Annotated in this window: 20 protein-coding genes; 4 read left to right on the forward strand and 16 right to left on the reverse strand. The window is 71.6% G+C overall.

Translation table 11 applies throughout. The annotated features are described in order from the left end of the window. Positions 1-34: 34 nt before the first annotated feature. The 4 genes from ACH4K4_RS20790 to ACH4K4_RS20805 form a co-directional block, all read right to left on the reverse strand. A complete protein-coding gene (locus ACH4K4_RS20790) occupies positions 35-1339 on the reverse strand; it encodes an outer membrane lipoprotein carrier protein LolA (protein ID WP_398169020.1) in 1305 nt (434 codons plus the stop codon). Between the two features lie 284 nt (positions 1340-1623). Continuing rightward, the gene (locus ACH4K4_RS20795) at positions 1624-2637 is read right to left on the reverse strand and encodes a polyprenyl synthetase family protein (RefSeq protein ID WP_398169022.1); all 1014 of its coding nucleotides are present in this window, start codon (positions 2635-2637) and stop codon (positions 1624-1626) included. Positions 2638-3140: 503 nt separating this feature from the next. Next, a complete protein-coding gene (locus ACH4K4_RS20800; protein ID WP_398169024.1) occupies positions 3141-4340 on the reverse strand; it encodes an FAD-dependent oxidoreductase in 1200 nt (399 codons plus the stop codon). A gap of 121 nt (positions 4341-4461) precedes the next feature. Beyond that, a complete protein-coding gene (locus tag ACH4K4_RS20805) occupies positions 4462-5745 on the reverse strand; it encodes an ATP-grasp domain-containing protein (protein WP_398169025.1) in 1284 nt (427 codons plus the stop codon). Positions 5746-6031: 286 nt separating this feature from the next. Here ACH4K4_RS20805 and fahA point away from each other — a divergent pair, with 286 nt between their 5' ends. From fahA to ACH4K4_RS20825, 4 genes are all read left to right on the forward strand, one after another. Continuing rightward, entirely contained in the window at positions 6032-7231 is a 1200-nt protein-coding gene (gene fahA / locus ACH4K4_RS20810) for a fumarylacetoacetase (RefSeq protein ID WP_398169027.1), read from the forward strand. Continuing rightward, entirely contained in the window at positions 7228-7908 is a 681-nt protein-coding gene (locus ACH4K4_RS20815; protein ID WP_398169029.1) for a GPP34 family phosphoprotein, read from the forward strand. The genes fahA and ACH4K4_RS20815 overlap by 4 nt, the downstream gene beginning before the upstream one ends. A 174-nt stretch (positions 7909-8082) precedes the next feature. Beyond that, on the forward strand, positions 8083-8565 hold the full coding sequence (locus ACH4K4_RS20820) for a hypothetical protein (RefSeq protein ID WP_398169030.1): 483 nt from the start codon (positions 8083-8085) through the stop codon (positions 8563-8565). Positions 8566-8720: 155 nt separating this feature from the next. Further along, positions 8721-9062 (forward strand): hypothetical protein, encoded by a 342-nt coding sequence (locus tag ACH4K4_RS20825; protein ID WP_398169032.1) that lies wholly within the window; start codon positions 8721-8723, stop codon positions 9060-9062. Positions 9063-9242: 180 nt separating this feature from the next. Here ACH4K4_RS20825 and nuoN read toward each other — a convergent pair whose 3' ends face one another. Genes nuoN through ACH4K4_RS20885 form a run of 12 tightly spaced genes read right to left on the reverse strand, consistent with a single transcriptional unit; the run spans position 9243 to position 24415 of the window. Beyond that, positions 9243-10895 (reverse strand): NADH-quinone oxidoreductase subunit NuoN, encoded by a 1653-nt coding sequence (gene nuoN / locus ACH4K4_RS20830; RefSeq protein WP_398169033.1) that lies wholly within the window; start codon positions 10893-10895, stop codon positions 9243-9245. Next, positions 10892-12508: an NADH-quinone oxidoreductase subunit M gene (locus ACH4K4_RS20835; RefSeq protein WP_398169035.1), complete on the reverse strand. Its 1617-nt coding sequence runs from the start codon at positions 12506-12508 to the stop codon at positions 10892-10894. The genes nuoN and ACH4K4_RS20835 overlap by 4 nt, the downstream gene beginning before the upstream one ends. A 3-nt stretch (positions 12509-12511) precedes the next feature. Then, on the reverse strand, positions 12512-14458 hold the full coding sequence (gene nuoL / locus ACH4K4_RS20840) for an NADH-quinone oxidoreductase subunit L (protein WP_398169037.1): 1947 nt from the start codon (positions 14456-14458) through the stop codon (positions 12512-12514). A 12-nt stretch (positions 14459-14470) separates the two neighbouring features. Beyond that, complete coding sequence (gene nuoK / locus ACH4K4_RS20845; protein WP_003983361.1) at positions 14471-14770, reverse strand: NADH-quinone oxidoreductase subunit NuoK; 300 nt, start codon at positions 14768-14770, stop codon at positions 14471-14473. Beyond that, positions 14767-15576: an NADH-quinone oxidoreductase subunit J gene (locus tag ACH4K4_RS20850; protein WP_398169038.1), complete on the reverse strand. Its 810-nt coding sequence runs from the start codon at positions 15574-15576 to the stop codon at positions 14767-14769. Before ACH4K4_RS20850 ends, nuoK begins: the two co-directional genes overlap by 4 nt. Next, positions 15576-16223: an NADH-quinone oxidoreductase subunit NuoI gene (gene nuoI / locus ACH4K4_RS20855; RefSeq protein ID WP_398169040.1), complete on the reverse strand. Its 648-nt coding sequence runs from the start codon at positions 16221-16223 to the stop codon at positions 15576-15578. Before nuoI ends, ACH4K4_RS20850 begins: the two co-directional genes overlap by 1 nt. Next, on the reverse strand, positions 16216-17595 hold the full coding sequence (gene nuoH / locus ACH4K4_RS20860; RefSeq protein WP_398169042.1) for an NADH-quinone oxidoreductase subunit NuoH: 1380 nt from the start codon (positions 17593-17595) through the stop codon (positions 16216-16218). Before nuoH ends, nuoI begins: the two co-directional genes overlap by 8 nt. Continuing rightward, positions 17592-20171: an NADH-quinone oxidoreductase subunit G gene (locus ACH4K4_RS20865; RefSeq protein WP_398169043.1), complete on the reverse strand. Its 2580-nt coding sequence runs from the start codon at positions 20169-20171 to the stop codon at positions 17592-17594. The genes nuoH and ACH4K4_RS20865 overlap by 4 nt, the downstream gene beginning before the upstream one ends. Then, complete coding sequence (gene nuoF / locus ACH4K4_RS20870) at positions 20168-21526, reverse strand: NADH-quinone oxidoreductase subunit NuoF (RefSeq protein ID WP_398169045.1); 1359 nt, start codon at positions 21524-21526, stop codon at positions 20168-20170. The genes ACH4K4_RS20865 and nuoF overlap by 4 nt, the downstream gene beginning before the upstream one ends. After that, on the reverse strand, positions 21523-22398 hold the full coding sequence (gene nuoE / locus ACH4K4_RS20875) for an NADH-quinone oxidoreductase subunit NuoE (RefSeq protein WP_398169047.1): 876 nt from the start codon (positions 22396-22398) through the stop codon (positions 21523-21525). The genes nuoF and nuoE overlap by 4 nt, the downstream gene beginning before the upstream one ends. Further along, a complete protein-coding gene (locus tag ACH4K4_RS20880; protein ID WP_398169048.1) occupies positions 22395-23717 on the reverse strand; it encodes an NADH-quinone oxidoreductase subunit D in 1323 nt (440 codons plus the stop codon). Before ACH4K4_RS20880 ends, nuoE begins: the two co-directional genes overlap by 4 nt. Beyond that, positions 23717-24415, reverse strand: a complete 699-nt coding sequence (locus ACH4K4_RS20885) for an NADH-quinone oxidoreductase subunit C (RefSeq protein WP_398169213.1) — start codon at positions 24413-24415, stop codon at positions 23717-23719. Before ACH4K4_RS20885 ends, ACH4K4_RS20880 begins: the two co-directional genes overlap by 1 nt. Positions 24416-24489 lie beyond the last annotated feature (74 nt).

Consider the following 24489-nt stretch of genomic DNA (forward strand, 5'->3'; position numbering starts at 1 on the left):
GGGCGGGCCCGGACGGCCCGCCCCGCTTCCGCGGTCACTTCGCGGCGTTGGCCGCCTTGATCAGGGTTTCCTTGTCCACGGCACCGGCGTAGACCGAGCCGTCGTCCGTCACCAGGGCGTTGACCAGGCGCGTGCTGAACAGCCGGCCGGAGCCGAAGTCGCCGCTGACCTTCTCGCTCAGGCTGTCCAGCAGCTTGGCCGCGTCACCGGAGGCGTTCTTGCCCTTGCCGGTGGCCAGGCCGGATCCGGCGCCCTTGAGGTGGGCGATCGAGGTCCAGCCGTTGCCCAGGACGTCGAAGCCGCCGGCGCCCTTGCCGTGCTTGCCCTTGCCCTGGCCGGTCAGGCCGTGCTGCCCCAGGATGCCCTGGAGGCCCTCGGCGGCCTGCTCGCCCTTGGCGCGGTGCTGTGCGGCGGCCTGGTCGCCGTTGACGACCTTGGCGTCCTTCGGCGGCTTGAAGTCGAAGGTGCCGGCCGCGGGCTTGGCGAAGTCGACGGAGGTGAAACCCACGTCGACCGCCGCGGCCCCGCCGCCCTTGGGGGTGAGCGTGAACTTCAGCGGCACACCGGTCTCGGCGTCCACCGAGATGCGGATCGCGTCGACCGTGGAGCCGGCCTGCTTGGGCTTGACCGAGAGCTGGTACGCGTCGCGCCCGGCCACCTTGGCCGTGCCGTCGACCGAGACCGAGGTGGTGTCGCCGACCGCTTCCAGCGCCTTCTTGGCCAGCTCCTGCGGGGTCATGTTCTGCGGACCGCCGGACTTGCCGGACTTGTCCGAGCCGTGCTTGCCCGCGTCGGCCGGGATCGTGGCGTGGTACGCGGTGTTGCTCTTGCTGTCGTAACCCCAGACGTCACGGCCGTTGTGCACGAAGTTGTACTCGGCGGCCTTGCCGACGACCGAGACCCGCTGCTTGTCGGGCCCGTCGGCGGCGACGCGCAGCGTGTTCGACCCGGACGCCAGGCCCATGAGCCGGCTCTGCGGGCTCGCCGAGGAACCCGTGTCGTCACCGGCCTTGCCGCCCCGCTCGGCGGCCCCGCCGAACGCGGCGGCGCCGCTGCCCGAAAGGCCGGCCGGCAGGCCCAGGTCGGTGTTGGTGCGGATCGTGCCGGACAGCTGCTGCACATCCGATTTCGCGATCTTGGCTATGAGGTCCTGCGCCGAGATCTTCGGCAGATCCGGGGAGCCGGAGCCCGCGAACGCCGGGACCAGCCCGATCGAGGCCGCCGCGACGCCCACGACCGCGACCGGGATCGCGTACCGCATCGTCTTGCGGCGCTTCGCGGAGCGCCCCCCGTCCCCGTCCCATTCGTCGGTGACCTGTGCCGGTTGGTTCCGTGGCATGTGCCTTACCTCCGTCGTAAGCGGCGGCCTGCTCTGCGACGCACTCGTCCACCCCCGGGCTCATTGTGACCCGTTCCGCCGTGGCGTGGTGCCCCCAATCCCACCAAACCGGCCAGCCGTACGCGTCAGCCCCCGGGGCCAACTCCTCCTACTCCGGTGGGATGACCTCACACCGCCACAGGGCGGAGCGGATGAGACCAAAGACGGACCGGTCCCTAGGGGACACCGGCTGCCTCACAGGTGCCACGGCGCCTCACGGCGCACGTTCCGGGAAAAGGGGCGGCTCAGCCCGCCCGGTGCACCACCGAGTCGCACAGCCCCTCAAGGGCCTCCTTCGCCGTGCACTCCGGCAGCGGAACGAGCATGGCCCGCGCCTCCTCGGCGTAGCGCACCGTGTCGCGGCGGGCCTGCTCCAGCGCCGGGTGGGCGCGCAGCCCGGCCAGCGCCTCGGCGTGCCGGACGTCGTCGGTGAGGTCGCCGGCCAGCAGGTCGCGCAGCTCGCGGTCCTTGTCGGTGCCGGCCGGCCCCTCGGCCAGGGCACGCAGGCGCAGGACCGGCAGGGTCGGGATGCCCTCGCGCAGGTCGGTGCCGGGCGTCTTGCCGGACTCGTGGGAGTCGCTGGCGATGTCCAGGACGTCGTCGGCGAGCTGGAAGGCGGTGCCGAGCCGTTCGCCGTACTGGGTCAGGATGTTGACGGTGGACTCGTCGGCGCCGGACATCATGGCGCCGAAGCGGCCGGCGACGGCGATCAGCGAGCCGGTCTTGCCGGCGATGACGTCCAGGTAGTGGTCGATCGGGTCGCGGCCGTCGCGCGGGCCCGCGGTCTCCAGGATCTGGCCGGTGACGAGGCGCTCGAACGCCTCGGCCTGGATGCGTACGGCCTCCGGGCCGAGGTCGGCCAGTATGTGCGAGGCACGCGCGAAGAGGAAGTCGCCGGTCAGCACCGCGACGGAGTTGCCCCAGCGGGCGTTGGCGCTGGCCACCCCGCGGCGCACGTCCGCCTCGTCCATGACGTCGTCGTGGTACAGCGTCGCCAGGTGCGTCAGCTCGACGACGACGGCCGAGGGGACGATGCCCGGCGTGTGCGGGTCGCCGAACTGCGCGGCCAGCATCGCCAGCAGCGGCCGGAACCGCTTGCCGCCTGCTCGTACGAGGTGTTGCGCGGCCTCGGTGATGAACGGCACGTCGCTTTTGGTGGCCTCCAGCAGGCCTTCCTCGACAGCCGCCAACCCGGCCTGGACATCGGCCTCAAGAGCCTGGTCCCGCACGCTCAGCCCGAAGGGCCCGACGACGGTCACGAGGGGTACTCCTGTCTGCTGACGATCAAACGGATTGTCGATCTGTCGCTGTCTTCACCATTGGCCAGCGTATCCGGTCGCACTTGGATCACCGTGAGCGCCCGTCCCTCCGAAGCGCTCGGGCGGCGCGCAGGGCGTCCGGACCCCTCAAACGACCGCCCGTTATGTCCGTGCGTACCCATTCATCACGGTTTGCACTGGGGGAGATGGGGCAGTCGGGCCGAGTGTTTTCCCGATTGCCCCCGAAGCCACATCCCGTGACCGCTCGCACACACCCCCGCGACGACCACGCGTTCTTCCACCGACCGCAGGCCGGCCACCCGCCGGGCGGTCCCGTGCGGCGGCGCTCGGCCGGAAACCGACCCCGGACCGGGGGTTTCCGGCCGCGCCGAAGGCCGCCTGGGGACTGATCGCCTCGTACGTCCAGCTCGGACTTGGCGGCATCCTGCCGCGGACCACCGGCATGTCGGCCACCACCGGCACCCGCCGTACCCGCGCCGCCGTCAGTGGCGCCGCACCACCGCCCCCGCCAACCGCCGGGAGGCGAACTCGGTGCCGCAGACGAAACGCATCACCGGGCCGAAGGAGGCCGCCGCCGGCAGGCCCGTGAAGTACAGGCCCGGCACCGAGGAGCCGAAGCCCGCGTCCAGGCGGGGGCCGCCGCCGCTCACCGTGATCCCGGTGCGCAGGCCCTGGCCGAGGAAGTCCATCGCCGCCAGGTCGACCCGGTAGCCGGTGGCGGCCAGGACGTGATCGGCGGCCAGTTCGCCGGTCCGGCCCTCGGGGCCGCGCAGCGTCAGCACGGGCCGGCCGTCCTCGACGCGCGCGCCCGCGATCCGCCGCCCGGCCGTGACCTGGACGCGCCCCACGAAGCGCTCCCGCAGCCACCAGGCGCCCAGCGGCCCCAGCACCCGGCGCACCAGGTACCGCCGGGTGGGCGCCGGCAGGTACCGGAAGCCGCCCGCGTAGTTGGTGAACGCGTACAGCGACCAGGCGTTGCCGAACGGTGTCCCGGGCCGCAGCTTGGGCTGCCGGTCCGGCGGCGAGCCGAAGCCCACTGCCGTACGCCCGCGCGCCACGACCCGTACGGACTTGGCCCCGGACTCGGCGAGCAGCACAGCGCTCTCCAGCGCCGACTGCCCGGCGCCGACCACCACCACGTCCCGGCCCGCGAAGCCCGACAGGTCCCGGTGCTGGGAGCTGTGCGAGACGGGCCCGGTGGGGGACGGCCCGTCCGGCACCGCGGCGGCCAGCTCGCGGGGCATCCTGGCGAACCCGGTCAGCCCGGTCGCCACGACGACGGCCCGCGCCCTGAAGTCCTCGCCGCTGTCCAGCTTCAGCTCGAATCCGCCGGCCCGCCGGTCCACCGACACCACCCGCACCTGCTCCAGGTCGGGGACCAGCTTCTCCTGGAACCACTCGCCGTACCGTACGAAGGCCTCGACGGGGACGATGTCCCAGTCGGACTCGTAGCGCCGCTCGCCGACCGCGTCGCAGAAGTCCCGGAGCGTGTGCCCGGCCCGCGGGGTGTCGATGTTGGACGCCACGGGCGTCGACTTGAGCAGCATCCCCGCGGGCATGTGCTCGCGCCAGCTCACCATCGGCCGGCCGAAGACGCGCACGGGCACCCCGCGCGCGCGAAGATGAGCCGCCGTCGACAGGCCGTACGGGCCCGCCCCGATGACCGCTACCGGAGTGTTCACTCGGTTCCCCTCCCCAGGGTGTTGCCGACTGGCAGTGCTCCCCACTGCCCCAGGGCGTCGCCGTCCGGGCGCCCCGCTGATTCCCGGGCCGGCGCCCGGTCCGGATTCCCGTCCCGCGCCGCTACGGGCGCGCCTGCCGGAACGCGGCGCTGTGCGCCGCCTCCCGCGCGCGTCTGCTCGCGCGCCGCAGCTGCACCAGGTGCCGGGCCCCCGGCCCCACGAACCTGGCCAGCATCGTGAAGAACGGCTTGAGATCGTCGGCGGCCAGCCACGCCAGCTCCGTGCCGGTGGCGTGGCGCGGCGCGTGCGGCGTCGTGTAGCCGCTGCGCCGGTACGCGAGCAGGGCCGGCAGGTCGATGTTCTCCACGACGAACCGCTGCCCGGCGCGCTGCTCCCCCTCCGGAACCTTGCGGCCGGTCAGGTCCAGGTGCTGGGCCCGTACGACGTCGATGCCCGACTCGTTCTCGAACAGGCGGAACTGGGCGCCCATCCGCGGGTTGAAGTCCAGCAGCTTGTACTCGCCGTCCCTGCGGTCGTAGCGCCAGTCCAGGTCGGCGATGCCGCTGAAACCGATGCGCTTGACGAACTGCGCGGACATCTCCGCCAGTTCCGGGTTGTCCACGACGTATGCGCAGGCCGTCATGCCTGCGTGCGGCGGCCAGGAACGCACCTTCACCCCGGTGAACAGGGCCAGCGCGGAGCTCTCCGCGTCGAAGTACGCGTGCACGATCCAGTCCTCGGCCTCCTCCCTGGGCAGGTACTCCTGGAGGATCACGCCCGGCCGCCGCCCCCAGTCGCGGGCCAGGCCGATGAGCTGGTCGGGGCCCGATATCCGGGTCGTGCCGGCGACCGCCGGGCTCCTGCGCCGCTGGAACGCCTCGCGGTTCTTGGCCACCACAGGAAAGCGCGCCCGCGCGGCGAAGCGCTCGATGTCCGCCTGCGACTGGGGGAAGGCGGCCGCCGGCGACGGCACGCCGTGCTCCACACACAGCTCGTGCAGCCCCTGTTTGCTCGCCAGGCGGCGCGGCAGGCCCGCCTCGGTGCGCGGAAAGAGAAAGCGGTCGCCGAGGGCGCCGGCGTGCTCGGCTATCAGGACGGCGGCCTCTTCGTCGGTCGGTATCAGGACCGCGGGCCGGCCGATGCGTTTGCCGATGCGCAGCAGCACCTCGACGAGCCGCTCGGGGTCCTCGCGCCCGGTGGTCGGCCAGACGCAGCGCCCGTGCAGGTAGCGCGAGGCGGCGGCAGGCGTGAATCTGTCTTCCGTGATGGCGTATACGGGCACACCGAGGCGGCCCAGACTGCGGATCGCCCCCACCCCGCCGTGGTGCAGCGGGTAACCGCCGATCTTCACGACGAGCCCCGGAACGGTCCGGTCCACCGTGAACGAAGTGCTGGTACGAGCCACCTGACCCCCCAACGGCACGGCACGCGTCCCGCCCCGGCCGCGCCCGGCAAGGACGCTAGGCCCGAACTGACCATTCCGGCACCGCTTTTCAGGACATTGCGAACTCTTTAGACGGCTTTCCCGATGCCTTTCGCACCGTCCCGCGAGCGACGGCGCCCGCCGTCCGACGGGCCATCCCCCCGCGGGCCGTTGGGCCGTAACCTGATCGTCGAGCCCCCGGCCCACCGGCCGGGCCGCCGGCCACAGGTGACGACGCACGCGAGACGACCCACGCGAGGAGCCGTACATGCCCGAGCAGAGCCCGCTCGACCTGCCCGAAGACCACCCCTTCGGGCCGCACACCCTGCCCTACGGCGTCTTCGCCACGGCGGACGAGCCGGACCGGCGACGCATCGGCGTCCGCTACGGCGACCACGTACTGGACCTGAACGCGCTCGCCACCACGTCCGAGTCCCCGCACGCCGGCCTGCTCGCCGCACCGAACCTCAACCCGCTGCTCGCCGCGGGCCGGGACGTCTGGCGGGCCGTGCGGGACGCCGTACGCGCCGCCGTCACCGAGCCCGCGCACCGCGCCGCCACCGAGTCGCTGCTGCTCCCGCTCGACGCGGTCACGCTGCACCTGCCGTTCGAGGTCGCCGACTACGTCGACTTCTACGCCAGCGAGCACCACGCCACCAACGTCGGCCGGATCTTCCGCCCGAACGCCGACGCGCTCACCCCCAACTGGAAGCACCTGCCCATCGGGTACCACGGCCGGTCCGGCACGGTCGTCGTCTCCGGCACCCCGGTGGTACGGCCCAGCGGCCAGCGCAAGGCCCCGGCCGACGCGGCGCCCGTCTTCGGGCCCTCCACGCGGCTGGACATCGAGGCGGAGGTCGGCTTCGTCGTCGGCACCCCGTCCGCGCCCGGCGAGCCGGTCGGCCTGGCCGGCTTCCGCGACCACGTCTTCGGCGTCTGCCTGGTCAACGACTGGTCGGCGCGCGACATCCAGGCGTGGGAGTACGTGCCGCTCGGCCCCTTCCTCGGCAAGTCCTTCGCCACCTCCGTGTCCGCCTGGATCACGCCGCTGGACGCCCTGGACCACGCCCGTACGGCGCCGCCCGCCCGCGACGTACCCGTCCTCCCCTACCTGGACGACACGGACGCCGAACCCGGTGGCATCGACCTGCGCATCCAGGTGGACGTCAACGGCGAGACGGTCGCCCGCCCGCCCTTCTCCGCCATGTACTGGACCGCCGCCCAGCAGCTCGCCCACATGACGGTCAACGGCGCCTCGCTGCGCACCGGCGACCTCTACGCCTCCGGCACGGTCTCCGGACCCGAGCCGGACCAGCTCGGCTGCCTGCTCGAACTCACCGGCGGCAAGGGCCCGTACCTGGAGGACGGCGACGAGGTCACGCTGACCGCGTGGGCGCCGGGCCCCGAGGGCTCCCGTATCGGCCTGGGCGAGGTCACCGGCCGGATCCGGCCCGCGCGAACGTCATGACCGGGCGCGGCGCGTTCGGCGGCCCGGACCGGGGGCCCACCCTGCCCGAGGAACTGCTGCTCCTGGCTCTGGACCCGGAGCGCGGCAAGCCGCTGTGCGAGTCGTCCTACCTGCGCTACGGCCTGGCCGGCGCCGCCCTCGCGGAACTGGAGTGGGCCGGCCGGGTCGGCGAGGGCCCCGGCGGCCGGATCACCGTCCACAACCCGCTGCCGCTCGGCGACCCGGTGCTGGACGGCGCGCTGGCCGCCCTGCCCGACCCCGCGAAGGGCGGGCAGGGCCGCGAGGTCAAGGCCCGGCGCTGGGTGCGGAGCGCGGCACGCGGCGTCGACGAACTGTGCCGGCAGCGGCTGGCGGAGCGCGGCGCGATCCGCCGGGAGTCCCGGCGGGCGCTCGGCCTCTTCCGGTACGAACGCCTGACGGCCGGCCCGGTGGACCTCGCCGGTCCGGCCCACGCGCGCTTCAAGAGCGCCCTGGCCACCGGCTTCGCCGACCCCTGCGACCGGACGTACGCGGCCCTCGTCGCGGCCGTCCAGCTGGATCGCAAGCTGGCGCTCGGCCGCGACCGGCGCTGTGTGCGCCGCGAGCTCAAGCGGCTGGCACACGCGGACTGGATCGCCCGCGCGGTCCGGTCCGCGGTGACCGAGGACCAGGCGGCGGGCTCGGGCGGCGCCGGGTGAGCCACGAAGGTCAAACCCCCTCAACTCCCCCGTCCGGGCCCCGGAAGGTCACGGCAACGCGCCAACTCTGTAGCGACGGCGCCGCAATCCCTCCCGCCCCACCCGTTACACGCCCGGACCGTGCGCCGCGTTGCTAGCCTCACGTCTTCCTGTCCCACAACGGAGGAGACGTACGTGCGCAAGGCAGCGCAGATCGCCGGGGCGGCCACCGTCGCCGCCATGCTGCTCAGCGGCTGCGGCAGCAGCGGCAAGACCGGCGGAGCCGACGCGCCGAGCACCAGCCCGGCACCGGCCGCGCCGACGCAGGGCGCGGACAAGCCCGCGGCCGGCAGCGCGCTCGACGGCGCCTGGACGGCCAAGACCGGCGACTCGGACCTCACCCTCGTCATCTACCGGGGCACCGCTTCGATGGGCCTCGGCGCCGGGAGCAACGTGGCCTGCCAGGGCAAGGCCGAGACCATGGGCGTCACGGTCATCGCGCTGAAGTGCATGGGCGGCCACACCACCCGCACCATGGGCACCGCCAAACCGGCCGCCGACGGCAAGACGATGAAGGTGAGCTGGAAGGGCGGGCCCACCGACGACTTCACCAAGGCCGAGGGCAAGCTCAAGCTGCCGACGATGCCCAGTCTGCCCGCCCGCCTGCCGAACTCCTGACCGGCACGCACGGCGGAGCCCCTGACCGGCTCGAACGGCTCAGGGCGCTACGCCACCAGGGGTGTTTCCGGGGCGGCGCCGGGAAAGACGCCATACGCTGAGCCATATTCACTCCGAGTAGTTGCTCGACACCGACAACCACGAGGAGTCACCAGATGCGCCTGCGTACCTCCGTCGCCGCCGCCTTCGGGGCGGCCGTACTCGCCCTGACCACCCCGACCTCCGCCTACGCCGCCGACGGGGTCTTCTCCTACGGCTTCAACACCGGCAACAAGCTGGACCAGCGGGCGGCCGTCTTCAACCCGCCGGGCAAGGAGTGCGTCACCCTCAAGCTGCCGGACGGCGCCGACTTCGCCTACGCCGCGCGCAACCGGACGAACGCCACCGCCGTGCTCTTCGCCGACGACGACTGCAGCAGCGACACCTTCTTCGTCGTTCCCCCCGGCAAGGCCGCCCCGAAGAGGGTCCTGGTCCGCTCGGTGATGTTCTCCCGCTGAGCCCCGCCCTCACCCGCGCTGAGCTGCGCCTTCCCCGCTCCGGCCGGTGTCCTTCGCACGTTGCGCCAACGCCGCGCCGCACCCTTCGTACGCTGAGATGTGCCACGGCCGCCGCCCGGTACCCCGCAAGGGCACCGGGCGGCGGCCGCATCCCGCGGGCCGTCCGACGACGGCCGGCGCTCAGCGCACGAAGACCCCCGCCTGGCCCGCCAGGTCGAGGAAGTACTGCGGCGCCAGGCCCAGCACCAGCGTGACCGCCACGCCGACCGCGATGGCCGTCATCGTCAGCGCGCTGGGCACCGCCACCGTCGGGCCGTCCGCCTTCGGCTCGCTGAAGAACATCAGCACGATGACGCGGATGTAGAAGAACGCGGCGATCGCGGACGAGATCACACCGACCACGACCAGCCAGCCCGCGCCGCTCTCCGCCGCCGCCTTGAACACCGCGAACTTCCCGGTGAAGCCCGAGGTGAGCGGGATGCCGGCGAAGGCGAGGAGGAAGACCGCGAAGACCGCCGCCACCAGGGGCGAGCGCCGGCCGAGCCCCGCCCACTTGGACAGGTGGGTCGCCTCGCCGCCCGCGTCCCGTACGAGCGTGACCACCGCGAACGCGCCGAGCGTCACGAAGGAGTACGCCGCCAGGTAGAACAGGACGGAGGAGATGCCGTCCTTGCTGGTGGCGATCACACCGGCGAGGATGAAGCCGGCGTGCGCGATGGAGGAGTACGCCAGCAGCCGCTTGATGTCCGTCTGGGTGACGGCCACGATCGCGCCGCCCAGCATCGTGACGATCGCGACGCCCCACATGACGGGCCGCCAGTCCCACCGCAGCCCCGGCAGGACCACGTACAGCAGCCGCAGCAGCGCGCCGAACGCGGCGACCTTGGTGGCCGCCGCCATGAACCCGGTCACCGGGGTCGGCGCGCCCTGGTAGACGTCCGGCGTCCACATGTGGAACGGCACCGCGCCGACCTTGAAGAGCAGGCCCATCAGCACCAGCGCCGCGCCGATCAGCAGCAGCGCGTCGTTGCCCATCGTGTCGGCCAGCGCCGGGTTGATCTGCTTGGCGCCGTCGCCGACGACCTGGGCGATGCCGGAGTACGTGACCGTGCCCGCGTAGCCGTACAGCAGCGCGATGCCGAAGAGCAGGAACGCGGAGGAGAACGCGCCGAGCAGGAAGTACTTCACCGCGGCTTCCTGGGACAGCAGCCGCTGGCGGCGGGCCAGCGCGCACAGGATGTACAGCGGGAGGGAGAAGACCTCCAGCGCGACGAAGAGCGTCAGCAGGTCGTTGGCGGCGGGGAAGACCAGCATGCCGCCGACCGCGAACAGCGCGAGCGGGAACACCTCGGTCGTGGTGAACCCCGCCTTGACCGCCGCCCGTTCGGCCTCGCCGCCGGGCACGGCCGCGGCCTGCGCCGCGAAGGAGTCCACCCTCCTGCCGTGCGCCGCCGGGTCGAGCCGGCGCTCGGCGAAGGTGAACGTGGCGACCAGCGCCACCAGCAGGATCGTGCCCTGGAGGAAGAGCGCCGGGCCGTCCACGGCGATGGCGCCCATCGCCGCGATCTTCGCCTTGGTGGTGCCGAAGCCGCCGGCCGCCAGCCCCACGACGGCCGCGAATCCGGCGGCCAGCGCGAGCACGGACAGCAGCAGCTGGGCGTAGTACCGGCTGCGGCGCGGCAGGAACGCTTCCAGTACGACGCCGACGACCGCGGCACCCAGCACGATCAGGGCCGGGGCCAGCTGGGCATACTCGATCTTCGGCGCCGGGATCTTGGCCGGCGCCTCGGCCGCAATGGTCCACAGGCTGTGGACGCTCGCCACGGAACTCACTTCGCGGCCTCCGCATCTGCCTTCACGGGTACGTCGGGTCGGGGATCGTGCCGGTCGACGACGGACAGGGTGTGTTCGACCGCCGGGTTGACGAGGTCCGTCAGCGGCTTCGGATAGACGCCGAGGAACAGCAGCAGCGCGATCAGCGGGGCGACGACCGCCAGCTCCCGCGCCTTGAGGTCCGGCATCGCCCGCACCTCGGACTTCACGGGCCCGGTCATCGTCCGCTGGTAGAGAACCAGTACGTACAGGGCGGCCAGCACGATGCCGACGGTGGCCACGATGCCCACGGCCGGATAACGGCTGAACGTGCCCACCAGCACCAGGAATTCGCTGACGAACGGCGCCAGGCCCGGCAGGGACAGCGTCGCCAGGCCGCCGACCAGGAACGTGCCGGCCAGCACCGGCGCGACCTTCTGCACCCCGCCGTAGTCGGCGATCAGCCGCGAGCCGCGCCGCGAGATCAGGAACCCGGCGACCAGCATCAGCGCCGCCGTCGAGATGCCGTGGTTGACCATGTACAGCGTCGCGCCGCCCTGACCCTGGCTCGTCATCGCGAAGATGCCCAGGACGATGAAGCCGAAGTGGGAGATGGAGGCGTACGCGATCAGGCGCTTGATGTCGCGCTGGCCGACCGCGAGCAGCGCCCCGTACAGGATGCTGACCAGCGCGAGGACCAGGATGACCGGTGTGGCCCAGCTGCTGGCCTCCGGGAAGAGCTGGAGGCAGAAGCGCAGCATCGCGAAGGTGCCGACCTTGTCGACCACCGCGGTGATCAGCACGGCGACCGGGGCGGTGGACTCGCCCATCGCGTTGGGCAGCCAGGTGTGCAGCGGCCACAGCGGCGCCTTCACCGCGAAGGCGAAGAAGAAGCCGAGGAACAGCAGCCGTTCGGTGCCGGCCGCCAGCTCCAGCCTGCCGTCGGCGCGCGCCTGGACGATCTCGGTGAGGGAGAAGGTGCCGCTGCCCAGCTGGTGGGCGGTGGCCGCGTACAGCCCGATCACCGCGGCCAGCATGATCAGGCCGCCGGCGAGGTTGTAGAGCAGGAACTTCACCGCGGCGTACGAGCGCTGGGTCGCGCTCTGCTCCTCGCCGTGCTCACCGGCCCGGTCCCCGAAGCCGCCGATGAGGAAGTACATCGGGATCAGCATGGCTTCGAAGAAGATGTAGAAGAGGAAGACGTCGGTGGCCTCGAAGGAGATGACCACCATCGCCTCGACGGCGAGGATCAGGGCGAAGAAGCCCTGGGTGGGGCGCCAGCGCCGGTTCGGTTCGGCTTCCTCCATAGGGTCGGCGTCGTGCCAGCCCGCCAGGATCACGAACGGGACCAGCAGCGCGGTCAGCGCGATCAGCGCCACCGCGATGCCGTCCACGCCCAGCTCGTACCGGACGCCGAAGTCCTTGATCCAGGCGTGCGACTCGGTGAGCTGGAACGGGCCCTTCGCCCCCGGGTCGAAACGGACCGCGACCACCGCGGCCAGCGCCAGCGTGGCCAGCGAGAACAGCAGCGCCAGCCATTTGGCGGCGGTGCGCTTGGCGGCGGGCACGGCCGCGGTGGCGATCGCGCCGATCGCCGGGACCGCCGCCGTGGCCGTCAGAAGGGGAAACGACATGGCTCAGACACCCCTCATCAGCAGGGTCGCGGCGATCAGCACGGCCGCACCGCCCAACATCTGTACCGCGTAGGAGCGGGCGAAGCCGTTCTGCACCTGGCGGAGCCGGCCGGAGAGGCCGCCCATCGAGGCGGCCGTGCCGTTGACCGCGCCGTCCACGACGGAGTGGTCCAGGTAGACCAGGGTGCGGGTCAGGTGCTCGCCGCCGCGCACCAGCACGACGTGGTTGAAGTCGTCCTGGAGCAGGTCCCGGCGGGCCGCCCGGGTCAGCAGCGAGCCGCGCGGCGCCACGGCCGGTACCGGCTTGCGCCCGTACCGGAGGTAGGCGAGCGCGACGCCGAGGACCATCACCACGATCGTGGCGGTGGTGATCGCCGAGGCGCTCAGCGGCGGGTGCCCGTGGTCGAAGGAGGTGACCGGCTCCAGCCATGTCACGAACGCCTCGTTGATGCTGAACAGGCCGCCCGCGAAGACCGAGCCGACGGCCAGCAGGATCATCGGGATCGTCATGGACTTGGGCGACTCGTGCGGGTGCGGCGGGGTGTACTCGCCCCTGGTCTCGGCCGCGGGTTCCACCGACGGCTCGGCGGGGGACGGCGTCGGCGCCTTGCGCCAGCGCTCCTCGCCGAAGAACGTCATCAGCATCACCCGCGTCATGTAGAACGCGGTGATCGCGGCGCCCAGCAGGGCCGCGCCGCCGAGGATCCAGCCCTCCGTACCGCCCTTGGCGAACGCCGCCTCGATGATCTTGTCCTTGGAGAAGAAGCCGGACAGCCCCGGGAAGCCGATGATCGCCAGATAGCCGAGGCCGAAGGTGACGAAGGTGACCGGCATGTACCTGCGCAGACCGCCGTAGCGGCGCATGTCCACCTCGTCGTTCATGCCGTGCATCACCGAACCGGCCCCGAGGAAGAGCCCGGCCTTGAAGAAGCCGTGGGTGACCAGGTGCATGATCGCGAAGGCGTATCCGACCGGTCCCAGCCCGGCGGCCAGGATCATGTAGCCGATCTGCGACATCGTCGAGCCCGCCAGGGCCTTCTTGATGTCGTCCTTCGCGCAACCGACGATCGCACCGAACAGCAGCGTCACCGCGCCGACCACCACGACGGCGGTCTGCGCGTCCGGCGCCCCGTTGAAGATCGCCCCGGATCGGGTGATCAGGTAGACCCCTGCGGTCACCATCGTCGCCGCGTGGATAAGGGCGGAGACCGGGGTCGGGCCCTCCATCGCGTCGCCGAGCCAGGACTGGAGCGGTACCTGCGCCGACTTGCCGCAGGCGGCGAGCAGCAGCATCAGGCCGATGGCGGTGAGCTTGCCCTCGGACGTCTCGCCCGCCGCGCCCAGCACCGGGCCGAACGCGAACGTCCCGAACGTGGTGAACATCAGCATGATCGCGATGGCCAGGCCGACGTCACCGACGCGGTTGACCAGGAACGCCTTCTTCGCGGCCGTCGCCGCGCTGGGCTTGTGCTGCCAGAAGCCGATGAGCAGGTACGAGGCCAGGCCCACGCCCTCCCAGCCGACGTACAGCAGCAGGTAGTTGTCGGCGAGGACGAGCAGCAGCATCGCCGCGAGGAACAGGTTCAGGTAGCCGAAGAAGCGGCGGCGCCGCTCGTCGTGCTCCATGTAGCCGACCGAGTAGATGTGGATCAGCGATCCGACACCGGTGATCAGCAGGACGAACGTCATGGACAGCTGGTCGAGCTGGAAGGCGACGTCCGCCTGGAAGCCGCCCACCGGGACCCAGCTGAACAGGTGCTGGTGCAGGGTGCGGTGCTCGGCCTCGCGGCCCAGCAGGTCGGTGAACAGGGGGACGGCCAGGGCGAAGGACGCCAGCGCGAGCAGCGTGCCGAGCCAGTGGCCCACCCGGTCCAGTCTTTTGCCGCCGCACAGCAGCAGGGCCGCTCCGACCAGCGGTGCCGCGACGAGCAGCGCGATCAAGTTCTCCACTTTTGCGACCCCTTACAGCTTCATCAGGCTGGCGTCGTCGACCGAGGCCGTATGGCGGGTGCGGAAGATGGACACGATGATCGCCAGGCCCACCACGACCTCGGCCGCGGCGACGACCATCGTGAAGAACGCGATGATCTGCCCGTCCAGGTTTCCGTGCATCCGCGAGAAGGCCACGAAGGCGAGGTTGCAGGCGTTCAGCATCAGCTCGATGCACATGAACACCACGATGGCGTTCCGCCTGATCAGCACCCCGGCCGCGCCGATGGTGAACAACAGGGCGGCGAGATAGAGGTAGTTGACCGGGTTCATCGCTTCGCCTCCTCGCTGCGGCCCAGCCAGTCTTCGGAGCGCTGCTCCAGTGCCTTCAGTTCGGCCAGCGACTCACCGGAGACGTCCCGGATCTGGCCGCGCTCGCGCAGCGTCGCGTTGACGGTCAGCTCGGACGGCGCGCCGTCGGGGAGCAGGCCGGGCACGTCGACCGCGTTGTGCCGGGCGTAGACACCCGGGGCGGGGAGCGGCGGAATCTGCTTGCCGCCGCGGATACGGGCCTCGGACTGCTCGCGCTGCGTCTTGGCGCGCTCCGTACGCTCGCGGTGCGTCAGCACCATCGCGCCGACGGCCGCCGTGATCAGCAGCGCGCCGGTGACCTCGAAGGCGAAGACGTACTTGGTGAAGATCAGCGCCGCCAGGCCCTGGACGTTGCCCCCCGCGTTGGCCTCGCCGAGCCCGTTGAAGTGCCGGAGCGATGCGTTGCCGAGGCCGGCGGCGAGCAGGATGCCGAAGCCGAGGCCGCAGGCGGCGGCCAGCCAGCGCTGGCCCTTGAGCGTCTCCTTGAGGGAGTCGGCGGCCGTGACGCCGACGAGCATGACGACGAAGAGAAACAGCATCATGATCGCGCCGGTGTAGACGACGATCTGCACGATGCCGAGGAAGTACGCGCCGTTGGCGAGGTAGAACACCGCCAGGACGATCATGGTGCCGGCGAGCGAGAGGGCGCTGTGCACGGCGCGCTTCATCAGGATCGTGCACAGCGCGCCGAGCACGGCGACCGTGCCGAGGATCCAGAACTGCACCGCCTCGCCGGTGGATGCCGCCGCGGCCAGGGAGGTCGCCATCACCGGGTCACCTCCCGGGCGGCGGGCTCGTCGGGGCCGAAGGTGGCCGCGGCCTCCTGGGGCGCCGCGGTGTCCGCGCCGCCCTCCCCTTCGGCCGTCTCGCCCTTGGAGACGGCGACCTGCCGCACCGCCCCCGGCGCGGCCTCGGTCACCAGGCCCTGGTAGTAGTCCTTCTCCGTCATCCCGGGGTAGATGGCGTGCGGGCTGTCGACCATGGTGTCCTCCAGCCCCGCGAGCAGCTCTTCCTTCGTGTAGATGAGCGATTCGCGGGTCCGGTCGGCGAGTTCGTACTCGTTGGTCATGGTCAGCGCCCGGGTGGGGCACGCCTCGACGCACAGGCCGCACAGGATGCAGCGCAGGTAGTTGATCTGGTAGACGCGGCCGTAGCGCTCGCCGGGGCTGTAGCGCTCCTCGTCGGTGTTGTCCGCGCCCTCGACGTAGATCGCGTCGGCCGGGCAGGCCCAGGCGCACAGCTCGCAGCCGACGCACTTCTCCAGCCCGTCCGGGTGCCGGTTGAGCTGGTGGCGGCCGTGGAAGCGCGGCGCCGTCGGTTTCTTCTCCTCCGGATACTGCTCGGTCAGCCGCTTCTTGAACATGGCCTTGAAGGTCACGCCGAAGCCGGCCACGGGGTTCTGGAAGTCAGGCACCGTCGCCCCCCTTTCCGTCCGTCTCGTTTCCGTCACCGACAGTGTCCACCCGGCCACTGACAATCAGCTCGCGGTCCCTGCGCGGGCGCCGTCGCGGCACGGGCGGCAGGGTCTGTCCGGGCAGTGGCGGTACGGGGAATCCGCCCGCCATCGGGTCGAAGGCCGGCTCCTGGTCCGGTTCCTCCTTCTCGCTCCGGCGGAAGAAGTCCGCGACGAGCGAGACCAGCAGCACGGCGATGGCCGCGCCGGCCACGTACAGCACGACCCGCTGGAAGTCGTACCCCTCGTTCCTCAGTGCCCGTACGGTCGCGACGAGCATCAGCCAGACCATGGAGACCGGGATGAGGACCTTCCAGCCCAGCTTCATGAACTGGTCGTAGCGCACGCGTGGCAGCGTGCCGCGCAGCCAGATGAAGAAGAACAGCAGCAGCTGCACCTTGACGACGAACCAGAGCATCGGCCACCAGCCGTGGTTGGCTCCGTCCCAGAAGGCCGTGACCGGGTACGGGGCCCGCCAGCCGCCCAGGAAGAGGGTGACCGCGACCGCCGAGACGGTGACCATGTTGATGTACTCGGCGAGCATGAACATCGCGAACTTGATCGACGAGTACTCGGTGTTGAAGCCGCCGACCAGGTCGCCTTCGGACTCCGGCATGTCGAACGGGGCGCGGTTGGTCTCGCCCACCATCGCGACGATGTAGATGACGAAGGAGACCGGCAGCAGCAGCACGTACCACTTGTCCTGCTGGGACTCCACGATCGTCGAGGTGGACATCGACCCGGAGTAGAGGAACACCGCCGCGAACGAGATGCCCATCGCGATCTCGTACGAGATCATCTGCGCGCACGAGCGCAGGCCGCCGAGCAGCGGGTACGTCGAGCCGGAGGACCAGCCCGCCAGCACGATGCCGTAGATGCCGACGGAGGCCGTGGCCAGGATGTACAGGACGCCGATCGGCAGGTCGGTGAGCTGCATCGTCGTCCGGTGGCCGAAGATCGAGACCTCGTTGCCCGCCGGGCCGAAGGGGATCACCGCGACGGCCATGAAGGCCGGTACGGCCGCGACGACCGGCGCGAGGACGTACACCGCCTTGTCGGCGCGCTTGACGATCAGGTCCTCCTTGAGCATCAGCTTGATGCCGTCCGCGAGGGACTGGAGCATGCCCCAGGGGCCGTGCCGGTTGGGGCCGATGCGCAGCTGCATCCACGCGACGACCTTGCGTTCCCAGACGATCGAGAAGAGCACGGTCAGCATGAGGAACGCGAAGCAGAAGACCGCCTTGACGGCGACCAGCCACCACGGGTCGCGGCCGAACATCGACAGGTCTTCCTGGGCCAGCGTGCTGCCGGCGAGAGCCAGGTGCTGCGTCACGCGTCCACCTCCTTGACCGGTCCTGCCGCCGCGCCGGAGGCCCCGGAAGCACCCGCCGCCGCGACCTTCACCAACTCCCCTGGCCGTGCGCCCGTGTCGGCGGCCACCCCGCCGCCCACCGAGTTCAGCGGCAGCCACACCACCCGGTCGGGCATCGGCGTGACCGCCAGCGGAAGCCGTACGGTCCCGCGCGGCCCGGTGACCGCGAGCAGATCGCCGTCCTTGACGCCGGCCTCCGCGGCGGTCACCGCCGACAGCCGGGCCACGGCCGCGTGCCGCGTGCCGGCCAGCGCCTCGTCGCCTTCCTGCATGCGCCCCTGGTCGAGCAGCATCCGGTGGCCGGCCAGCACGGCTTCACCGGGCTCCGGCCTCGGTAGCGCGCGCCCGGCCTCCATGGGGTCGGCGGCGTACGTGCCGCCCCACGGGCCCAGCGCCGACAGCTCCCTGCGTACGGCCCGTACGTCGGGCAGCGCCAAGTGGACGTCCATGGCGTCGGCGAGCATGTGCAGCACCCGTGCGTCCGGCAGCAGGTGCCGCCGCGCCGTCTGGTCCGGCTTGAGGGCCGCCTCGAACGGCCGGGCCCGGCCTTCCCAGTTGAGGAACGTGCCGGACTTCTCGGCCACCGCCGCCACCGGCAGGACGACGTCCGCCCGCTCCGTGACGGCCGAGGGGCGCTGTTCCAGGCTCACCAGGAAGCCCACCGAGTCCAGCGCCTCCAGGGCCAGCGCCGGGTCCGGCAGGTCCGCCGCCTCGACGCCCGCCACCAGAAGGGCGCTCAGCTCCCCGGCGGCCGCGGCCGCGACGATCTGGCCGGTGTCCCGGCCGTGCCGGTGCGGCAGGTCGGCGACGCCCCAGACGGCGGCGACCTCCTCACGGGCGCGCGGGTCGGTGGCCGGGCGCCCGCCGGGCAGCAGCCCCGGCAGCGCGCCGGCCTCGACGGCGCCGCGCTCGCCCGCCCGGCGCGGAATCCACACCAGCCGGGCGCCGGTCGCCGCGGCGGCCCGTACCGCGGCGGTCAGCGCGCCCGGCACCGTCGCCAGCCGCTCGCCGACGACGATCACCGAACCGGCGCCGCGCAGCGCCTCGGCCGCGCTCTGTCCCGCGCCTTCCAGTCCGCCCGCCCGTCGCCCGCCCCCACCCTCCACGGGAAGGCGCTCCGCGCCTGCTGCCTCATGGCCGGCCAGCGCGTCCAGCCACTCCGTCTCCGTGCCGGGCGCTGCGGGCAGCAGCGTGCCACCTGCCTTCAGGAGGCCGCGCGTCGCGAACGGCGCGAGCCCGAAGGTGCGCTGGCCGCTCTTGCGGTGGGCCTTGCGCAGCCGCAGGAAGACGCCGGGCGCCTCCTCCTCCGCCTCGATGCCGACCAGGAGGACGGCCGGTGCCTTCTCCAGGTCGGCGTACGCGACTCCCGGCCCTTGGAGGTCGCGGCCCCGCCCGGCGACCCGCGCCGCCAGGAAGTCGGCCTCCTCGGCGCTGTGCGCCCTGGCCCGGAAGTCGATGTCGTTGGTGTCCAGCGCGATCCGCGCGAACTTGGCGTACGCGTACGCGTCCTCGACGGTCAGCCGGCCGCCGGTCAGCACGCCGGTACGGCCCTTGGCGGCGCCCAGCCCGTGCGCCGCCGCTTCCAGGGCCTCCGGCCAGCTCGCCGGCACCAGTTCGCCGGTCCGCGCGTCCCGCACCATCGGGTGCTCCAGCCGGTCGCGCTGCTGCGCGTATCGGAAGGCGAAGCGCCCCTTGTCGCAGACCCACTCCTCGTTGACCTCGGGGTCCTCGGCGGCCAGCCGCCGCATGACCTTGCCGCGCCGGTGGTCCGTACGGGTCGCGCAGCCGCCCGCGCAGTGTTCGCAGACGCCCGGCGAGGACACCAGGTCGAAGGGCCGCGACCGGAAGCGGTACGCGGCCGAGGTCAGCGCGCCGACCGGGCAGATCTGGATGGTGTTGCCGGAGAAGTACGACTGGAACGGGTCGCCCTCGCCCGTGCCGACCTGCTGGAGCGCGCCGCGCTCGATCAGTTCGATCATCGGGTCGCCCGCGATCTGGTTCGAGAAGCGGGTGCAGCGCGCGCACAGCACACACCGTTCGCGGTCCAGCAGCACTTGCTTGGAGATCGGCACCGGCTTCTCGTAGGTGCGCTTCCTGCCTTCGAACCGGGTGTCGGCCTGCCCGGCGGACATGGCCTGGTTCTGCAGCGGGCACTCGCCGCCCTTGTCGCAGACCGGGCAGTCCAGCGGGTGGTTGATCAGCAGCAGTTCCATCACGCCGCGCTGCGCCTTGTCGGCGACGGGCGAGGTGAGCTGCGACTTGACGACCATGCCGTCGGTGCAGGTGATGGTGCAGGAGGCCATCGGCTTGCGCTGGCCCTCCACCTCCACGATGCACTGGCGGCAGGCGCCGGCCGGGTCGAGCAGCGGGTGGTCGCAGAAGCGCGGGATCTCGATGCCGAGGAGTTCGGCGGCCCGGATGACCAGCGTCCCCTTGGGGACGGAGATCTCGATGCCGTCGATCGTCAGCGAGACGAGGTCTTCGGGCGGGATGGCCGCCCCGCCGCCCCCGGCGGGGGCGTCGCTGGTGACCGTCATGCATTCACCCCCAGGTGAGCGTTGGTGTCGGCCCAGGCGGTCGACCTGGCGGGGTCGAACGGGCAGCCCTTGCCGGTGATGTGCTGCTCGTACTCGGCGCGGAAGTACTTCAGCGAGGAGAAGATCGGTGAAGCGGCGCCGTCGCCCAGCGCGCAGAAGGACTTGCCGTTGATGTTGTCGGCGATGTCGTTGAGCTTGTCGAGGTCGCTCATGCGGCCCTTGCCGGCCTCGATGTCGCGCAGCAACTGGACGAGCCAGTAGGTGCCTTCGCGGCAGGGCGTGCACTTGCCGCAGGACTCGTGCGCGTAGAACTCGGTCCAGCGGGTGACGGCCCGCACGACGCAGGTGGTCTCGTCGAAGCACTGGAGCGCCTTGGTGCCGAGCATCGAGCCGGCCGCGCCGACGCCTTCGTAGTCGAGCGGTACGTCGAGGTGCTCGTCGGTGAACATCGGCGTGGAGGAGCCGCCGGGCGTCCAGAACTTCAGCCGGTGGCCTGGGCGCATGCCGCCGCTCATGTCGAGCAGCTGGCGCAGGGTGATGCCCAGCGGGGCTTCGTACTGGCCGGGGTTGGCGACGTGGCCGCTGAGCGAGTACAGCGTGAAGCCCGGGGACTTCTCGCTGCCCATCGTCCTGAACCAGTCCTTGCCCTTGTTCATGATGGCGGGAACCGACGCGATGGACTCGACGTTGTTGACGACAGTGGGGCAGGCGTACAGGCCCGCCACCGCGGGGAAGGGGGGACGCAGCCGGGGCTGTCCGCGACGGCCCTCCAGGGAGTCCAGCAGCGCGGTCTCCTCGCCGCAGATGTACGCGCCCGCGCCCGCGTGCACGACGACGTCCAGGTCCAGGCCCGAGCCGAGGATGTCGCGGCCGAGGTAGCCCGCCTCGTACGCCTCCCTGACGGCCTCGTGCAACCGCCGCAGGACGGGCACGACTTCACCGCGCAGGTAGATGAAGGCGTGGTTCGACCGGATCGCGTGACACGCGATGACGATGCCCTCGATCAAGGAGTGCGGATTGGCGAAGAGCAGCGGGATGTCCTTGCAGGTGCCCGGCTCGGACTCGTCGGCGTTGACGACGAGGTAGTGCGGCTTGCCGTCGCCCTGCGGGATGAACTGCCATTTCATCCCGGTGGGGAAGCCGGCGCCGCCGCGGCCGCGCAGTCCGGCCTCCTTGACGTACGCGATCACGTCGTCCGGCGGCATCGCGAGGGCTTTGCGCATGCCCTCGTAGCCCTCGTGCCGCAGATAGGTCTCCAGCGTCCAGGATCCGGGCTGGTCCCAGAAGGCGGACAGCACGGGCGCGAGCAGTTTCTCCGGGTTGGCCTTGCTGACCTCGGCGGCCACGGTCATCACTCCCCCTCCTCGGCGGTCGGACCGGCTGGGTGCTGGGGGTCGGAGGCCGAGGTCTCACGAGGAGCGTCGTGCGAGCTGGGGTGGGTGGCCGGCGCCTCGCCCGGTGCCCGTCCGGCGTGCTCGCCCTCGGTCTCGGCGGCGCCCGCGCCCCGCTGCGGCACGACGTGGTCGGCGGAGCCCGCGCCCGGTACGGCCTCGCCCTTGGCCAGCCGCAGCCCCACCAGAGAGGCGGGCCCGGCGCCTCCGGTGGCCTCGACCGCGCCGGGACGCCGGTCCGGGAACCCGGCGAGAACGCGGGCCGTTTCCTTGTACGTGCACAGCGGCGCGCCCCGGGTCGGCTCGACGGTCCGCCCCGCCCGCAGGTCGTCCACCAGCCGTTTCGCGCTGTCCGGCGTCTGGTTGTCGAAGAACTCCCAGTTGACCATCACCACGGGTGCGAAGTCGCAGGCCGCGTTGCACTCGATGTGCTCCAGCGTGACCTTGCCGTCCTCGGTGGTCCCGCCGTTGCCGACGCCCAGGTGCTTCTGCAGCGTCTCGAAGATCGCGTCGCCGCCCAGCACGGCGCAGAGGGTGTTGGTGCACACCCCCACCTGGTAGTCGCCGCCGGGCCCGCGCCGGTACATGGAGTAGAAGGTGGAGACCGCCGTGACCTCCGCCGTCGTCAGGTCCAGCAGCTCCGCGCAGAAGCGGATGCCGGTACGGGTGACGTGCCCTTCCTCCGCCTGGACGAGGTGCAGCAGCGGCAGCAGCGCGGAGCGCGAGCCGGGGTAGCGGGCGATCACCTCCTTGGCGTCCGCTTCGAGCCGGGCCCTTACCTCGGCGGGATAGTCGGGGGCGGGGAGCTGCGGCATCCCCAAGCTGACGTCTGTCACCGGTCGACGCCTCCCATCACGGGGTCGATGGACGCGACGGCGACGATGACGTCGGCGACCTGGCCGCCCTCGCACATCGCCGCCATGGCCTGGAGATTGGTGAAGGACGGGTCGCGGAAGTGCACCCGGTAGGGGCGGGTGCCGCCGTCGCTGACGGCGTGCACGCCCAGCTCGCCCTTGGGGGACTCCACGGCCGCGTACGCCTGGCCCGGCGGCACCCTGAAGCCCTCCGTCACCAGCTTGAAGTGGTGGATCAGGGCCTCCATCGAGGTCCCCATGATCTTCTTGATGTGGTCGAGCGAGTTGCCGAGCCCGTCCGGGCCCATGGCCAGCTGGGCGGGCCAGGCGATCTTCTTGTCGGCGACCATCACCGGACCGGGTGCCAGCCGGTCCAGGCACTGCTCGACGATGCGCAGCGACTGGCGCATCTCCTCCAGGCGGATCAGGAAGCGCCCGTAGGAGTCGCAGGTGTCGGCGGTCGGCACCTCGAAGTCGTAGTGCTCGTAGCCGCAGTACGGCTGGGTCTTGCGCAGGTCGTGCGGGAGTCCGGCGGAGCGCAGCACGGGTCCGGTGGCGCCGGTGGCCAGGCAGCCGGCCAGGTCGAGGTAGCCGATGTCCTGCATACGGCCCTTGAAGACCGGGTTGCCGGTGGCGAGCTTGTCGTACTCGCCCAGGTTCTTGCGCATCTTCTTCACGAACTCGCGCACCTGGTCGACCGCGCCCGGCGGCAGGTCCTGGGCGAGCCCGCCGGGCCGGATGTACGCGTGGTTCATCCGCAGCCCGGTGATCAGCTCGTAGATGTCCAGGATGAGTTCGCGGTCCCGGAAGCCGTAGATCATGATCGTGGTGGCGCCCAGCTCCATGCCGCCGGTGGCGATGGCCACCAGGTGGGAGGAGAGGCGGTTGAGCTCCATCAGCATCACCCGGATGACGGACGCGCGGTCCGGCACGTCGTCGGTGATGCCGAGCAGCTTCTCCACGGCCAGGCAGTACGCCGTCTCGTTGAAGAACGGCGTCAGGTAGTCCATCCGGGTGACGAAGGTGGTGCCCTGCGTCCACGTACGGAATTCGAGGTTCTTCTCGATGCCGGTGTGCAGGTAGCCGATGCCGCAGCGGGCCTCGGTGACGGTCTCGCCGTCGATCTCCAGGATCAGCCGCAGCACGCCGTGGGTGGAGGGGTGCTGGGGGCCCATGTTGACGACGATCCGCTCGTCGTCGGTGCGGGCCGCGGCGGCCGCGATCTCGTCCCAGTCGCCGCCGGTGACCGTGTAGACGGTGCCCTCGGTGGTCTCCCGAGGGGTCGCATGGCTGGTGGACATCAGGTGTACGACCTCCGCTGGTCGGGAGCCGGGATCCGGGCGCCCTTGTACTCGACGGGGATGCCGCCGAGCGGGTAGTCCTTGCGCTGCGGGAAGCCCTGCCAGTCGTCCGGCATCATGATCCGGGTGAGCGCCGGGTGGCCGTCGAAGACCAGTCCGAAGAAGTCGTACGCCTCGCGCTCGTGCCAGTCGTTGGTCGGGTAGACGCTCACGATGGACGGCACGTGCGGGTCGGCGTCCGGCGCCGAGACCTCCAGCCGGATCAGCCGGTTGTGGGTGATCGAGCGCAGGTGGTAGACGGCGTGCAGCTCGCGGCCCTTGTCGCCGGGGAAGTGCACCCCGCTCACGCCGGTGCACAGCTCGAAGCGGAGCGCCGGGTCGTCGCGGAGGGTCTTCGCGACGGTCGGCAGGTACTCCCGCTCGATGTGGAAGGTCAGCTCGCCGCGGTCGACGACCGTCTTCTCGATGACGTTCTCGGGGACCAGCCCCTGTTCGTCCAGCGCGCCTTCGAGCTCGTCCGCCACCTCGTCGAACCAGCCGCCGTACGGGCGGGGCGTGGCGCCCGGCATCCGTACGGACCGTACGAGCCCGCCGTACCCGGAGGTGTCGCCGCCTCCGCTCGCGCCGAACATGCCGCGGCGGGTGTCGATGACCTCGCCGTGGTCGCCGCGCTGGCCGGGGAGGTTCTGCGCGTTCAGGTCCTTGTCGGGGTTGACCCCATTGGGGCCCTTGGCCGCTCCGGTCCCGCCGTTCCCGTTGACACCGCCAGTGC

Origin of the sequence: Streptomyces sp. NPDC017529 (genome assembly GCF_044329785.1) — a bacterium.
Taxonomy (GTDB): domain Bacteria; phylum Actinomycetota; class Actinomycetes; order Streptomycetales; family Streptomycetaceae; genus Streptomyces.

Excerpts from the sequence above, each read along its gene's own strand:
- ACH4K4_RS20790 (WP_398169020.1), bottom strand. The coding sequence starts at position 1,339 with ATGCCACGGAACCAACCGGCACAGGTCACCGACGAATGGGACGGGGAC.
- fahA (WP_398169027.1), top strand. The coding sequence starts at position 6,032 with ATGCCCGAGCAGAGCCCGCTCGACCTGCCCGAAGACCACCCCTTCGGG.
- ACH4K4_RS20815 (WP_398169029.1), top strand. The coding sequence starts at position 7,228 with ATGACCGGGCGCGGCGCGTTCGGCGGCCCGGACCGGGGGCCCACCCTG.
- ACH4K4_RS20825 (WP_398169032.1), top strand. The coding sequence starts at position 8,721 with ATGCGCCTGCGTACCTCCGTCGCCGCCGCCTTCGGGGCGGCCGTACTC.
- ACH4K4_RS20835 (WP_398169035.1), bottom strand. The coding sequence starts at position 12,508 with ATGTCGTTTCCCCTTCTGACGGCCACGGCGGCGGTCCCGGCGATCGGC.
- nuoK (WP_003983361.1), bottom strand. The coding sequence starts at position 14,770 with ATGAACCCGGTCAACTACCTCTATCTCGCCGCCCTGTTGTTCACCATC.
- ACH4K4_RS20850 (WP_398169038.1), bottom strand. The coding sequence starts at position 15,576 with ATGGCGACCTCCCTGGCCGCGGCGGCATCCACCGGCGAGGCGGTGCAG.
- ACH4K4_RS20865 (WP_398169043.1), bottom strand. The coding sequence starts at position 20,171 with ATGACGGTCACCAGCGACGCCCCCGCCGGGGGCGGCGGGGCGGCCATC.
- ACH4K4_RS20880 (WP_398169048.1), bottom strand. The coding sequence starts at position 23,717 with ATGTCCACCAGCCATGCGACCCCTCGGGAGACCACCGAGGGCACCGTC.